Genomic DNA, 12,418 nt, shown 5'->3' with positions numbered 1-12,418 from the left:
CGCGACCTCAGCCGCACCCCCCTCTTCCAAGTCATGCTCGCCCTGCAGAACACCACCCACACCACCTGGCACCTCACCAACACGGACATCACCCCACTACCACTCCACACCACAACCGAAAAATTCGACCTCCTCATGAGTGTCGAAGAGCGCAGCCATGACCTGAAGGTGCAGCTGAGTTACAGTACGGATCTGTTCGAGCCGGCCACCATCGAGCGCATGGCCGGTCACTTCCAAACCCTCCTCGCCCATGCGGCCACCACCCCCACCACCCCGCTGAGCCGACTCCGCATGCTCACCCCCGCCGAGGAGCACCAACTCCTCGTCGAATGGAACGGTCCCCGAACGGCATTTTCGGAGGACAGTTGCATCCATGAACTGGTGGAAGAGCGGGCCGGAACCCTTCCCGACAACCTTGCCGTGGTGGACGGCGATACCTGCCTGACGTACCGGGAACTCAACACCCGCGCCAATCAGCTGGCTCATCACCTGCGCGATCTGGGCGTGGGGCCCGAGGTTCTGGTCGGCATCTGTGCCGAGCGCAGCGCGGAGTTGATCATCGCACTGCTCGCCGTCCTGAAGGCCGGCGGAGTCTACGTACCTCTCGATCCCGATTACCCCACGAGTCGTCTCGAGTTTATGCAGCAAGACACCGCGACCCCGGTCGTCATCGTCCAAACTCACCTTCGAGACCGGATCCGACTCCTCCACAGCAGGATCGTCGACGTGGGCCATGACCGGGAAGTTTTCAGCGCCCAGCCGATGAGCAATCCCGTCCACAGCACGAACCCGGACAACCTCGCCTACGTCATCTACACCTCCGGCTCAACTGGCACTCCGAAAGGTGTTCAAATACGACACAGAGGCGTAGTAAATTACGTCGAGTTCATTCGGCGACATGCTGGCATGACGTCGAGCGATGTAGTGGCGCAGAGCTCCACCTTCAACTTTGATGCATTCACCCACGAGTGCTGGGCCACGCTCACCGCGGGGGCCACTCTCGCGATCATCACCAAAGACACACTTCTTGACCCTGAGCTTTTCCAGCAAGAAATCAGGGGCTCCGGAATAACCGTGGTGAGGCTCGTGGCGTCATTGTTCAATGAGCACCTCTCCAAGTGCCCGGAAATGCTCGCTGGAACGAAGCTGGTCTCCTACGGAGGGGAGGAAGCCGAACGGTTGGTTGCAGATTCTGTGGTGTCAAGCCCTTGGGCCCCTGCCAACCTTCTCCATTCCTATGGGCCGACCGAGACAACTGTGAGCGCCGTATTTCATTCGGTTACGACAGACAGAGCAACGGGCCGACGGATGCCCATTGGTCGACCCATCGCGAACGCTCAGGTATACGTGGTGGATCATTTCGGCCAGCTGGCTCCCATTGGCGTTCCCGGCGAATTGATGATAGGCGGCGCAGGGGTTGCACGAGGCTACCTGAAGCGGCCGGAACTGACAGCGGAGAAGTTTATCGCAAACCCATTCTCCGACAACTCGACAGAAAAGCTATACCGCACCGGCGATACGGTGCGTTGGCTACCAGACGGCAGCCTCGAGTTCCTGGGCAGGATCGACAACCAGATCAAGGTGCGAGGGTTCCGCATTGAACTGGGCGAAATTGAAGCTAACCTCCTCAGGCACGACAACGTAGCTGCCTGTGTGGTGGTGGTTCGGGAGGAAGCACAGGGCGACCGGCGACTCGCCGCCTACTGCGTACCGGCCCTGGGACGGGAATTTCAGTCCACCGCACTCCGAATGTGGTGCGAGCGCGCATTGCCGAATTACATGGTCCCGACTTGGTTCGTCACCGTCGACTCGCTTCCGTTGACGCCCAATGGAAAGATAGATCGCCAGGCCCTCCCTGCCCCGACGGGGATACCCACGTCCTCCACTTACGTGCCGCCTCGCAGCCCACTTGAGGAAAATGTCGCCGCCGTTTGGCGTGAAGTCCTGAGAGTTGAGCGAGTTGGCGTTTTCGACAACTTCTTCCATATCGGGGGAAATTCTATCCTGGCAACGCGGACGGTGAACAGGATCAGCGCCATGACAGGGATCAGGTTCAGCCTCAGAAGTTTCTTCTCGTCCCCCACCGTGGTCTCCACAGTGGAGCAACTGCTTGAGCTCACGGCGCTGGACGATACGGATTCCGTCAACTAACCATCCGTGACGAGCTCGAGACCCGCCACCGTCAGGAGGGATGCTCCACCCCGAGGTGCGTGCCGCGGGCGGCGACCTTCTTCTGGCGGTACGAGGTCGCGCCAAGTCGCTGCCGCCCAGGCCCGATGACAGCTACGGCTCGACTTCTCCGCCGATCCGCCCGGAGCGCCTCTCCGGCCGGATGAGGAGGGCTACCCGGATCCCTTCGACGCCGCCGACCGAACCGGCAACAATCAATTCCCCAGCAGGAAGGACCACCCAAATGCGCGCCACCGTCATCCACGCCTCGCACGACATCCGTGTCGAGGAGGTGCCCGATCCGGTGATCCAGCGGCCGAGCGACGCGGTGGTGCGGGTCGTCCTGTCCTGCATCTGCGGCACCGACCTGTGGGCATACCGTGGCGTGGCCGCCCGGGAGCCGGGCCAGCGCATCGGGCACGAGTTCCTCGGCATCGTCGAAGAGGTCGGCGTGGACGTCCGCAACTGCGCCGTCGGGGACCTGGTCGTCGCGCCCTTCTTGTGGTCGGACGGCGTCTGTAGCTACTGCGCCGAGGGCTTGACCACGTCCTGCGAACACGGCGGCTTCTGGGGGTCGCCTGGATCGGACGGCGGTCAGGGTGAGGCAGTACGGGTGCCGTACGCCGACGGCACGCTTGTCAGGCTCCCGTCCGGCGCAGCGTCGGACCAGCGGTTACTCACTGCGCTCCTGACCCTGTCCGACGTGTTGGGCACCGGTCACCACGCCGCCGTAGGGGCGGGGGTCCGCCCCGGCTCGACGGTGGGGGTCGTCGGCGACGGAGCGGTTGGGCTCTGCGGCGTCCTGGCCGCGAAGCGGCTCGGCGCCGATCGGATCATCGCGCTGGGCCGCCACCAGGTGCGGACAGACATCGCCAGGGCGTTCGGAGCCACCGACGTCGTGGCGGAGCGTGGGGAAGCGGCCGTTGAGGCCGTGCTCGAACTGACGCGCGGTCGGGGAGCGCCTGCGGTGATCGAGGCCGTGGGGACCGAACAGGCCATGCGTACGGCAGTGGGGATCGCGAGGGACGGCGGCTCGATCGGCTGCGTCGGGGTGCCTCACGGCAGTGACACGGGTCTGGAGCTGAGCGAGATCTTCGAGCGGAACATAGCCCTGCGCGGAGGCGTCGCCCCGGTACGGACGTACATCCCGCAGCTGCTGCCGGACATCTTGGACGGGACCATCGACCCGTCGCCGGTGTTCGATCTGACGGTCGGTCTGGACGGGGTGCCAAGGGGCTACAAGGCTATGGACGAACGCACTGCCTTGAAAGTGCTGATCCGGTACTGACACCGAGTGGGTGGGTCGTAACGTGTAGCGGTGCCGGACGTAGTCCTCGGCTGCGCTGTGTGGCGGTCGCTCTTCGGGGCCTGGGACCCAACTACGTCGCCATGACCCGCGGGCCCGAATCCAACACGGGTGGCGGTCGTCCGTCGGGACGGCTGAGGATCGCAGCCTCCAGCTCGTAGTAGCGGCCTCGCCGGAGGCTCGAGCGGGGTCGTCCTTTGGGCAGCCCGAAGATCGTACCTGGCGGGCTCCGTGCCCGGTAGGGAAGGCGGTTTTGGCATAGGTAGGCGGTATGCCTGTTGCCCCTGGCCGGGGTGCACGCTGTAGTCGCCTGAGGGAGTAGGCCGGCGTCGGAAATAGTCCCGAAGCCGCTTGTGTTGCGTGAGGTCGAGGGTCGGCGCTGAAGCTGTTCAGTACGAAAGGCGGCGTGACAGCTTGTTCGTGGGGTTTCTGGTCCCAGTACGGTGCGCCCACCCATGTCCTCGACATCGTCGAGTACGGCAGGCGCGGGAACCGGCCGGGACGGCACGCGTGCCCTGCGGAAGTCCACGAGCCGTTCGCGCTGCTGGTCGCACTCGCGGGCCCCAAGCAGGTGCGGTCCGCCGAGCTGCACGAGGCTGGGAGTGGAGCGCTGGGCGAGCGGTGTGCCGCGGAGCGGGACTGGCTGCCTCATCGCTGACCGCGACCGCGACGGGATCCACCAGCCGGAGGAATGGCAAGCCACCGACCGGACGGGGAGGGTCACACTGCGCGTGCGCGCGTAGCAAACAGGAGCGACGGTTCCCGTTGGGCCGACTTCCCGCTGGCCAGGACGCCGACGTACGGGACGGAGTTCAGGTCGTGGGACATGCAGGGATGCTCCTCTGGAGGGGTGCGAAGGTCGGCCGTTGGACCGGCGCTGTGTCGGACGACGCCTATTGCGGGGCTACGGTCGTTGCATGGCCGGCGGGGCTCGAGGGCTCCGCCGGGGAGCCGCTGTACGAGGGAGTCATACACATGTTGTCCTTCTCGCTTGACGAGATTGCAGAGATCACCAACGGACGCCTAGCCGACGTGGCCAACCGGGCCGCCCGGATGACGGCCGGGGCGGTCACAGACTCCCGTGAAGTCGTCCCTGGCACTCTGTTCGTCGCCCTCGCCGGCGAGCGCGTCGACGGTCACACCTTCGCCGCGCAGACCGTGGCAGCGGGCGCGGTCGGGGTGCTGGCCACCCGCCCGGTCGGCGTCCCGGCGATCGTCGTAGAGGACGGGATCGAGGCCCTGGCCGCGCTCGGCCGCCACGCACTCGCCCAGCTCCCCGACCCGCTCGTGATCGGCCTGACCGGCTCGGCGGGCAAGACGTCCACGAAGGACCTACTGGCCCAGGTCCTTCCCGTGCTTGGGCCGACCTCGGTCACCGACCGGTCGTTCAACGGCGAGATCGGGATGCCCCTTACCCTGCTTCGCGCCGCCCCCGATACCCGGTACCTGGTGCTGGAGATGGGCGCGAGGGGCAGGGGCCACATCGCGAACCTGACGACCATCGCCCCGCCGAGGGTGGGGCTGGTCATCAACGTCGGCACCGCGCACGTCGGAGAATTCGGCGGCCGGGAGGCCATCGCGGAGGCCAAGTCCGAACTCGTGCAGGCGCTGCCCGCCGACGGTCTCGCCGTTCTCAACGCCGACGACTCCCTCGTCGCGGCCATGGCCGCCAAGACCCGCGCCCGCGTCCTGCGCTTCGGCCTCGGCCGGGGTGAGGGCGCGGACGTGTGGACCGACGACGTGCAGCTCGACTCCGAGGGCCGGCCCTCCTTCACCCTCCACCACGGCGAGGAGCACGCGGGGGTGCGCCTGGGACTGCACGGCCGGCACCACGTCATGAACGCCCTCGCTGCGGCAGCCGTGGCCCTGGGCCTGGGCGCCGGCCTGCAGGCCGTGGCCGAGCAGCTGTCGGCCGCGAAGAACTTGACCACCGGCCGTATGGAGGTCTTGACCCGCCCCGACGGGCTGAAGATCGTGAACGACGCGTTCAACGCGAACCCCGATTCGATGGCGGTGGCCCTGGCCGCGCTGGCGGCGATGGCCGGTGGACGGCGCACGGTCGCGGTGCTGGGCGAGATGAAGGAACTGGGCGAAGAGGCCCTCGACGGGCACCGGCAGGTCGGCAAGCTCGTCGCCGACTCCGGCGTCCGGATCCTGGTGGCAGTCGGAGGCGACCACGCCGAGGCGCTGGCCGAGGCCGCGCGCCGCCAGAACCCGGACCTGCAGGTGATCCGCACTCCCGACCGGGACGGCGTCCCCGGCGCCCTCGCGGGCGTCCTGGACGCCGAGGACATCGTCCTGGTCAAGGGCAGCCACAGTGTCGGCCTCGAGGCCACCGCGCTGGCCCTCGCGGCCGACACCACTGACTGACCGGGCTAAAGGGTGTTGCAGGCTCGGGCCGCGCAGGCGGGAGCGGCGGGTGACCTGCTGTTTCACCCAGCGAGGGTGAGGTTGTGCATGGTGGCGACAGCCTGGACGGCGTGGTGGAGGCTGTCGCCCCTCTGACGGCAGTCGCGGAGGATCTTCCAGGTCTTCATGCGGGCGAAGGCGTGCTCGACGCGGGCGCGGACCCGTCGGTGTTCGATGTTGTCCTCCTCCTGGCCGCGCAACAGGGCCCGGCTGGCCCTTCTACGGTGCGGGACGATCAGGCCGGTGCCGAGGTAGGCGCCGTCCGCGATCCCCCTCGTTCCGGCCGCCGCGGCCAACAGGTCCGACTCGCGCCAGGCGCGGGCGTCGGCCCTGTTGCCCGGTGCCGGCCGGCCACTGGCGACGACCAGTCGGGGGCCAGCGTCGATGATGACCTGCCTGGGGACTGGCCTTGGGCGCCGAGCTGGCGGAGACCGGTCGCCGCTGCCACTACTCGGCCGACGTCGTCGGTAAGCGGCTGCGCGCCTTGCGGAGGCAGTGGAACGCCTCCAACGACCCCCACCCGAGACTGCACGGCGGACGCCGCTGCGACGACCGCCGCAGGGGTTGTCGGCTTCCTACAAGCGGTGACACCCAGGCGATCAGACTCTCGGTCCGGCCCTTGCGGAGCGCAGCGGGCAACCCGACCGGCACGTAGCCGGGAACAACTTCCAGACAAGCGCCGATCGCCGACGAAGCCGCTTCGACGTCTGTACCTGCACGAAGCCTCACCTGACGCAGCGTCAGGAAAGTCAGCATTGGGTCAGCATTCGTAGACATACACCCACCCACGGACGCCCACAGAGGGGGAAGGCCCCGCACTGTCGAAGGGCAAGCGCGGGGCGCGATCGGAAGCGCCGAGGATTCAGCAACCGGAAGGCGCCTGACCCGCGCCCCGCGGGGCCACCACTTTCCAGTTACCGCAGGTCAGCGCACTCGGCCGCGTGGTTTGAGGTGGGCCGGGGGCAGGTCAGGAGCCAGAAGCGGAGGGCCGTCATACCCCTTCACTTCGCCGAATCTGGTCCCATCGATCCAGTCCTGGCGGGCCTGTGCGATATCCTCATGGGAGCGGCCAATCCAGTTCCAGAACATGACGATCTCCTCCTCGAACGGCTCTCCGCCCAGCAGCATCAGGCCCGCGTCGGAGACCGCGCGCAGGGGGAGGTCCGTGCGGCCGCAGCCGAGGTAGAGCATCGAGCCCGGGAGGAGCGGGACGCCGTCGACGTGGGCCTCGCCCGACATCGACAGGACGGCGTACTCGAAGTCGGGGTCCAGCGGGAGCCGGGTCTCGGTGCCGGCCGCCAGGGTCAGGTCCGCGCCGACGATGGGGCTGTACGCCGTACCGGGCGAAGTGGCGGTGTCCAGGGTGCCCAGGATGACGGTCGCCGTCAGGCCGGGGGCGGTGACCTGCGGGAGCTCCGCGTGGTGCTGGAAGTGCGGGGCCACGTCGCGGTGAGCGTCCGGGAGGGCGACCCACAGCTGCGCGCCGTGCAGGAAGCGGGCGTGGCGGCGCGGGCTCTCCTCGGAGTGGCTGATGCCGAGGCCGGAGGTCATGAGGCCGAGCTCGCGCGGACGGATCGTCGCCAGGCTGCCGACGCTGTCGCGGTGCAGCACCTCCCCCTCGTGGAGCCAGCTCACGGTCTGGAGGCCCGAGTGGGGGTGGGGAGGCACCGCCATGCCGGGCTCGTCGGCGATGTCGTCCGGGCCGTAGTGGTCGACGAAGCACCAGGCGCCGACCATCCGGCGGCCCAGGTTCGGCAGCAGGCGGCGCACCTCGGTGGACCCGCCGAGCTTGACGGTGCGGGGGCTCAGGAGCTCGCGCACGGGCTCGGCGACGACGAAACCACGGCCGCCGCAGGTGGCGAGAGCGGGCTGGCGATCGAGATTGCTCATACCGCACAACTTAGCCCGGACGCCGTCGCACCGGTCAGGGGAATGTACGTCCGGTTCCTCGTGTTGGAGCGGGCGGACACAGCACCTGAACGGCGGAAGGGATCCGATGAACGCGCAGCAGGGCTACCTGGAGCACGGGACCACGGCCGAGCGCTGGGAGCGCGGCGTGCTCTTCTTCGACGCGAAGGAGTACGCGAAGGCCGCCCGGGTCCTGCTCACCGTGACCGCCGAGGCCCCCGAGCAGCTGGCCCCCCGGCTGCTGCTGGCCCGCGCCTACTACCACTCCGCCCAGCTCTCCCGGGCCGAGCACGAGCTGCGCGCCGTCCTGGAGCGGTGGCCCGTGGAGGACTACGCGCACCTCGTGCTCGGGCGGACCCTGGAGCGCCAGGGCCGCGCCTCCGAGGCGGCGCCGCACCTGCGGATGGCGGCCGCGATGGCGGGGGAACTCCCGGACTAGCACTCCCCGCAAGGCCCCTCCTCGGGTCCGCCCGCGAGGCCCCTCGGGTCCGCCCCGCGGGGCCGGCGGCGGTCCCGGCCGCCGGCCCGCCCATACTGCGGACACTCCCCCGGCCCCGCCCATGCGGGACCGGGGCGGGGCCTCGGTTAGCCTGGGGTCAATATGAACCGTCTGACCACGCCCTTCGGCTCCTACGAGCTCGCCCGCTTCCCCGAGGACCCGCGCGACCGGCTCCGCGCATGGGACGCCGCCGACGAGTACCTGCTCCGTCACCTCGATTCCGGTACGGGCGAACGCGGCCCGGTGGATCTGGCCGGCGCCGGGCAGATCACCGTGATCGGGGACCGCTGGGGGGCGCTGACGACGGCGCTGGCCGCCCACCACCCGACGCAGATCACCGACTCCTCCCTGACCCGTTCCGCCACCGCGGCGAACCTGGACCGCAACGGCATCGGCACCGCCAAGGACACGGTGACCCTGCTGACGACCCGGGACGCACCGCCCGAGCGGATCGACGTACTGCTCGTACGCGTGCCCAAGAGCCTCGCGCTGCTGGAGGACCAGCTGTACCAGTTGGCCCCGCACGTGCACGCCGGCACCGTCGTCGTGGGTACGGGCATGGTGAAGGAGATCCACACCTCCACCCTGCGGGTGTTCGAGAAGATCCTCGGCCCGACCAAGACCTCGCTGGCGGAGAAGAAGGCCCGGCTGATCTTCTGCACGCCCGGGAACCCCGGGGCGGCCCATCCCACGTCCTCCGGGCCGTGGCCGGTGACGTACACGGTGGACCAGGACGCGGGATCGGGTTCCGGTCTGACCGTGGTCAACCACGCCGGGATCTTCTGCGCCGACCGCCTCGACGTCGGCACCCGCTTCTTCCTCCAGAACATCCCCACAAACACGGACGGGGCCCGGGTCGTCGACCTGGGCTGCGGCAACGGCATCGTCGGAACGGCCGTCGCGGTCGCCGACCCGGACGCCGAGGTCGTCTTCACCGACGAGTCGTACCAGGCGGTGGCGTCGGCCGAGGCCACGTACCGCGCGAACGTCCAAGGACGGCTGGACCGCGCCGAGTTCCTCGTCGGGGACGGCGTCGCGATGCTGCCGCCGGGGTCGGTGGACCTGGTGCTGTGCAACCCGCCGTTCCACTCGCACCAGGCGACGACCGACGCCACGGCGCTGCGCATGTTCGCGCAGTCGCGCAAGGCGCTGCGGCCGGGCGGCGAGCTGTGGGTGGTCGCCAACCGCCACATGGGCTACCACACCCACCTGCGCCGCCTCTTCGGCAACAGCGAGGTCACCGCGAGCGAGCCGAAGTTCGTGGTCCTGCGGGCGGTCAAGCGGCGCGAGCAGGGCCGCCCCGCGTGACCTGCCACGACGCCCCTTCGGTAACCCGCCGGTAGGTCCCCCGCCACGTCCTACACTCGGCCGCGTGAGCAGTCAGGTGGATCAGGACGGGACTCCCGGCGGGCGCTACCGCCGGGAGGACGTGGCCGACGCGGCCGGCGTCAAGGTGCGCAACTTGCGCTACTACCAGGAGCGCGGGCTGCTCCCGCCGCCGCGCCGCGAGGGCAGGATCGCCTGGTACTCCGACGACCACCTCACCCGACTGCGGCTGATCAGCGACCTGTTGGGGCGCGGGTACACCGTCAACGGCATCGCGGAACTGCTGGCCGCCTGGGAGCAGGGCGGCGGGATCTCCCAACTTCTCGGCCTGGAGCGGGAGATGACCCGCGACTGGGAGCAGGAGGAGCCGGTGACCATGTCACGGGCCGAACTGCGCGAGCTGTTCGGCCCGACGGCGTCCGCCGAGGACACCCGCCGGGCGGCCGAGCTCGGCTACGTCACCTTCGACGGGGACCTGGTCACGCACCGGAGCCGGCGGCTGCTGGACGCGACGATGACGCTGGTACGGGCGGGTGTGCCGCTCGGTGAGGTCCTGGACGCGGGGGACTTCGTGCAGGCGCAGGCGGCCGCGGTCGCGGACCGGTTCGTCGCACTGTTCCGGACACACGTGATCGGTGCGGCGGGGCTGGAGCACCTTTCGGCCATGCGCCTGCGGCACATCACGGAGACCGTGTCCGCACTGCGTCCGCTGGCGGGCGAGGTCGTGGCCGCCGAGTTCGCGCGCGCGATGGCCCGGCGGGTGGACGCCGAGGTCGCGGAGCTGCTGCGCACGGAGACTCCTGGGGCGTAACCGGTCAGTAGGACTCGGCCGAAAAGGTACGCCCGAGCAACCTTGCCAAGCTTCATTGGCACTCTTACATTCAACTCGTCGGTAACAACGGTGCACAGCCGAACATAAGGGACGATCTCATGGCAGATTCCCCGAAGTTATCCGAGTCATCCGAACCGCCCGGCCCCGGTGACGGTCCCGACGGGAGAGCCGGCGGAGCGGGCCGCGTCCGCTGGCGCCGGTTCGCCGTACTGACCGTCCCCGCCGTGGCCGTGACCGCCGGCCTCGGCATCGCCCTCGCCCAGGGCGCGCTCGCCGCCTCCTTCGCCGTGTCGGGACAGCAGTTCAAGGTGTCGGCGACGAGCCTGGAGGGCGAGGGCTTCGCCCAGTACGGCAGCGTGGACGTCAACGCCCGCGAGGAACTCATCCCGGTGGCGGTCACGGCCATCAAGGAGGCCAAGCTCCACAGCCTCTGCCAGTCGGTGGTCACCACCCTCCCCGTCATCGGCGACATCTCGCTCAACCTCACCGCCGGCCAGAAGGCGCCCGTCGAGGCCAGCAACCTGTTCGTGGACGCCACCCAGCTCTCCGGCGACGCGGTCTTCACCAACATCGAGATCGGCCGGGACGCCTCCACCCTCGACAAGGGGCCGACGGAGGCGGTGGGCATGCAGGACCTGTTCGCCCAGCAGGCCGACACGGTCAGCATCACCGACCTCCACCAGACGGCGTGGGCCACGAACGCGGGCACCTTCAAGCTGTCCGGGCTGAACATGAACATCAGCAAGGGCAAGAAGGAATGCTTCTGACCCGCTGGCGCCGGTGGCGGCGCGGGCGGCCGTTCTGGGGCGGACTGTTCGCCATCCTCGCCGGGGCCGAGATCTGCGCCCTGCCGCTCGCTCCGCTGAAGATCATGCTCCAGCAGGGAGTGGCGGGGATCCCGTCCGTCCTCATGGGCATCTTCATGATCGTGCTCGGTCTCACCTCGTGGTTCTCGCCCGCGCAGCGCAGTCTGGCCGGCGTCCTGACCACCCTCATCGCCACCGCCGCGCTGGTCCTGTCGAACCTCGGCGGGTTCCTGATCGGCACGCTGCTCGGCATCCTCGGCGGCGGCCTCATGTTCGCCTGGCAGCCGTACGCCGCCTCGCGCGCCCCCGCCCCCGGCACCCCACACGCGTCGACCCCCACGTCGACCCCCGCGCCGGACTCCACCTCGGCCTCCCACCCCGCCTCGACCCCCGTCTCCACCCCCGTCTCCACCCCCGCTCCTCCGCTGCACCACGATCCCCAAGGAGCACAACCATGAGCCGCACACGCACCGCCCTCACGCTCGCCGCGGCCGCCGCGGCCGGAACCCTGTCCCTCGCCTCGGTCTCCGCCACCGCCGCGCCGTTACCCCTGGCCGGGTCGACCACCGTCACCCCGGCCGGGCACGCCTTCAACGCCACCCTCAGCGGGAAGGCCACCCTCAAGGCCGGTTCGGTCACGGTGACCTGTACGGTCTCCGTCTCCACCGGCGCGGTCCCCGCCGCTCCCGGGAACACCAACCCGGCCGGCCCGGTCTCCTCCCCCATCTCGGCGCCCACCTACAGCTCCTGCACCTCCAGCATGTGGGGCGTGACCCCCACCATCACCACGAGTGGCGCGTGGTCGGTGTCCATGCAGAACGGCTCGCCGATCACCGCCACCATGGGCCTGCCGACGGGCGGACTCGTCGTGCAGACCAGCGGCCTGGCGTCCTGCACCGTCACCGCCGCCCCCGCCGGCCCCGCGAACGTCAACGGGACCTGGAGCAACGGCTCCCCGTCGACCCTGACGTTCACCAACGCCTCGGTCCCGGTCACGGTCACCGGTGGCTTCGGCTGCCCGACGAGCGCGACCTCGTCCACGTTCAACGCCGTGTACAAGGTCACCGACACCACCAACCCGGCGCAGCAGATCACCGTCGGTCCCTGACCGGCCCCGCATGAGGAGGCCCGCCCGCCCCGGAGCGCTCCGGGGCGGGCGGGCC

The 12,418-nt window shown here is 69.3% G+C and carries 11 protein-coding genes and 1 pseudogene; 10 read left to right on the top strand and 2 right to left on the bottom strand.

Annotated features, from left to right (window positions below; all coding sequences use genetic code 11):
• The 4 genes from ABZY44_RS35470 to murF all read left to right on the top strand — a co-directional run.
• On the top strand, positions 1 to 2,151 hold a 2,151-nt coding region (locus tag ABZY44_RS35470), incomplete at its 5' end, for an amino acid adenylation domain-containing protein (RefSeq protein ID WP_356661261.1).
• 262 nt (positions 2,152 to 2,413) lie between these two features.
• Positions 2,414 to 3,457, top strand: a complete 1,044-nt coding sequence (locus tag ABZY44_RS35465) for a zinc-dependent alcohol dehydrogenase family protein (protein ID WP_356661265.1) — start codon at positions 2,414 to 2,416, stop codon at positions 3,455 to 3,457.
• A 424-nt stretch (positions 3,458 to 3,881) separates the two neighbouring features.
• Positions 3,882 to 4,133, top strand: coding sequence for a hypothetical protein (locus ABZY44_RS35460; protein WP_356661259.1), 252 nt, complete (start codon positions 3,882 to 3,884; stop codon positions 4,131 to 4,133).
• 317 nt (positions 4,134 to 4,450) lie between these two features.
• On the top strand, positions 4,451 to 5,845 hold the full coding sequence (murF, locus tag ABZY44_RS35455) for a UDP-N-acetylmuramoyl-tripeptide--D-alanyl-D-alanine ligase (RefSeq protein ID WP_356661257.1): 1,395 nt from the start codon (positions 4,451 to 4,453) through the stop codon (positions 5,843 to 5,845).
• 62 nt (positions 5,846 to 5,907) lie between these two features.
• Here the strand turns inward: murF and ABZY44_RS35450 are convergent.
• Positions 5,908 to 6,279, bottom strand: a pseudogene (locus ABZY44_RS35450) (transposase family protein); the annotation flags it as partial.
• Positions 6,280 to 6,808: 529 nt separating this feature from the next.
• On the bottom strand, positions 6,809 to 7,774 hold the full coding sequence (locus tag ABZY44_RS35445) for a pirin family protein (protein ID WP_356661255.1): 966 nt from the start codon (positions 7,772 to 7,774) through the stop codon (positions 6,809 to 6,811).
• 106 nt (positions 7,775 to 7,880) lie between these two features.
• On the opposite strand from ABZY44_RS35445, the gene ABZY44_RS35440 reads away from it, so the two are divergent.
• The 6 genes from ABZY44_RS35440 to ABZY44_RS35415 all read left to right on the top strand — a co-directional run bounded on the left by ABZY44_RS35440 (position 7,881) and on the right by ABZY44_RS35415 (position 12,363).
• Positions 7,881 to 8,231 (top strand): tetratricopeptide repeat protein, encoded by a 351-nt coding sequence (locus ABZY44_RS35440; RefSeq protein WP_356661253.1) that lies wholly within the window; start codon positions 7,881 to 7,883, stop codon positions 8,229 to 8,231.
• A 162-nt stretch (positions 8,232 to 8,393) separates the two neighbouring features.
• Positions 8,394 to 9,599, top strand: coding sequence for a methyltransferase (locus tag ABZY44_RS35435; protein WP_356661251.1), 1,206 nt, complete (start codon positions 8,394 to 8,396; stop codon positions 9,597 to 9,599).
• A 64-nt stretch (positions 9,600 to 9,663) separates the two neighbouring features.
• Positions 9,664 to 10,428, top strand: a complete 765-nt coding sequence (locus ABZY44_RS35430; RefSeq protein ID WP_356661249.1) for a MerR family transcriptional regulator — start codon at positions 9,664 to 9,666, stop codon at positions 10,426 to 10,428.
• A gap of 230 nt (positions 10,429 to 10,658) precedes the next feature.
• A complete protein-coding gene (locus ABZY44_RS35425; protein WP_356661263.1) occupies positions 10,659 to 11,216 on the top strand; it encodes a DUF6230 family protein in 558 nt (185 codons plus the stop codon).
• Positions 11,207 to 11,713: a DUF6114 domain-containing protein gene (locus ABZY44_RS35420; RefSeq protein ID WP_356661247.1), complete on the top strand. Its 507-nt coding sequence runs from the start codon at positions 11,207 to 11,209 to the stop codon at positions 11,711 to 11,713. Before ABZY44_RS35425 ends, ABZY44_RS35420 begins: the two co-directional genes overlap by 10 nt.
• Positions 11,710 to 12,363 carry a hypothetical protein gene (locus tag ABZY44_RS35415; RefSeq protein WP_356661245.1) on the top strand — a complete coding sequence of 218 codons (654 nt, stop codon included), beginning with the start codon at positions 11,710 to 11,712 and terminating at the stop codon, positions 12,361 to 12,363. The genes ABZY44_RS35420 and ABZY44_RS35415 overlap by 4 nt, the downstream gene beginning before the upstream one ends.
• Positions 12,364 to 12,418: the final 55 nt, after the last annotated feature.

Source organism: Streptomyces sp. NPDC006544, from assembly GCF_040611715.1.
Classification (GTDB): domain Bacteria; phylum Actinomycetota; class Actinomycetes; order Streptomycetales; family Streptomycetaceae; genus Streptomyces.
This window is presented reverse-complemented; position numbering and strand designations above follow the sequence as displayed.

Excerpts from the sequence above, each read along its gene's own strand:
- ABZY44_RS35435 (WP_356661251.1), top strand. The coding sequence starts at position 8,394 with ATGAACCGTCTGACCACGCCCTTCGGCTCCTACGAGCTCGCCCGCTTC.
- ABZY44_RS35445 (WP_356661255.1), bottom strand. The coding sequence starts at position 7,774 with ATGAGCAATCTCGATCGCCAGCCCGCTCTCGCCACCTGCGGCGGCCGT.
- ABZY44_RS35440 (WP_356661253.1), top strand. The coding sequence starts at position 7,881 with ATGAACGCGCAGCAGGGCTACCTGGAGCACGGGACCACGGCCGAGCGC.
- ABZY44_RS35420 (WP_356661247.1), top strand. The coding sequence starts at position 11,207 with ATGCTTCTGACCCGCTGGCGCCGGTGGCGGCGCGGGCGGCCGTTCTGG.
- ABZY44_RS35465 (WP_356661265.1), top strand. The coding sequence starts at position 2,414 with ATGCGCGCCACCGTCATCCACGCCTCGCACGACATCCGTGTCGAGGAG.
- ABZY44_RS35415 (WP_356661245.1), top strand. The coding sequence starts at position 11,710 with ATGAGCCGCACACGCACCGCCCTCACGCTCGCCGCGGCCGCCGCGGCC.
- murF (WP_356661257.1), top strand. The coding sequence starts at position 4,451 with ATGTTGTCCTTCTCGCTTGACGAGATTGCAGAGATCACCAACGGACGC.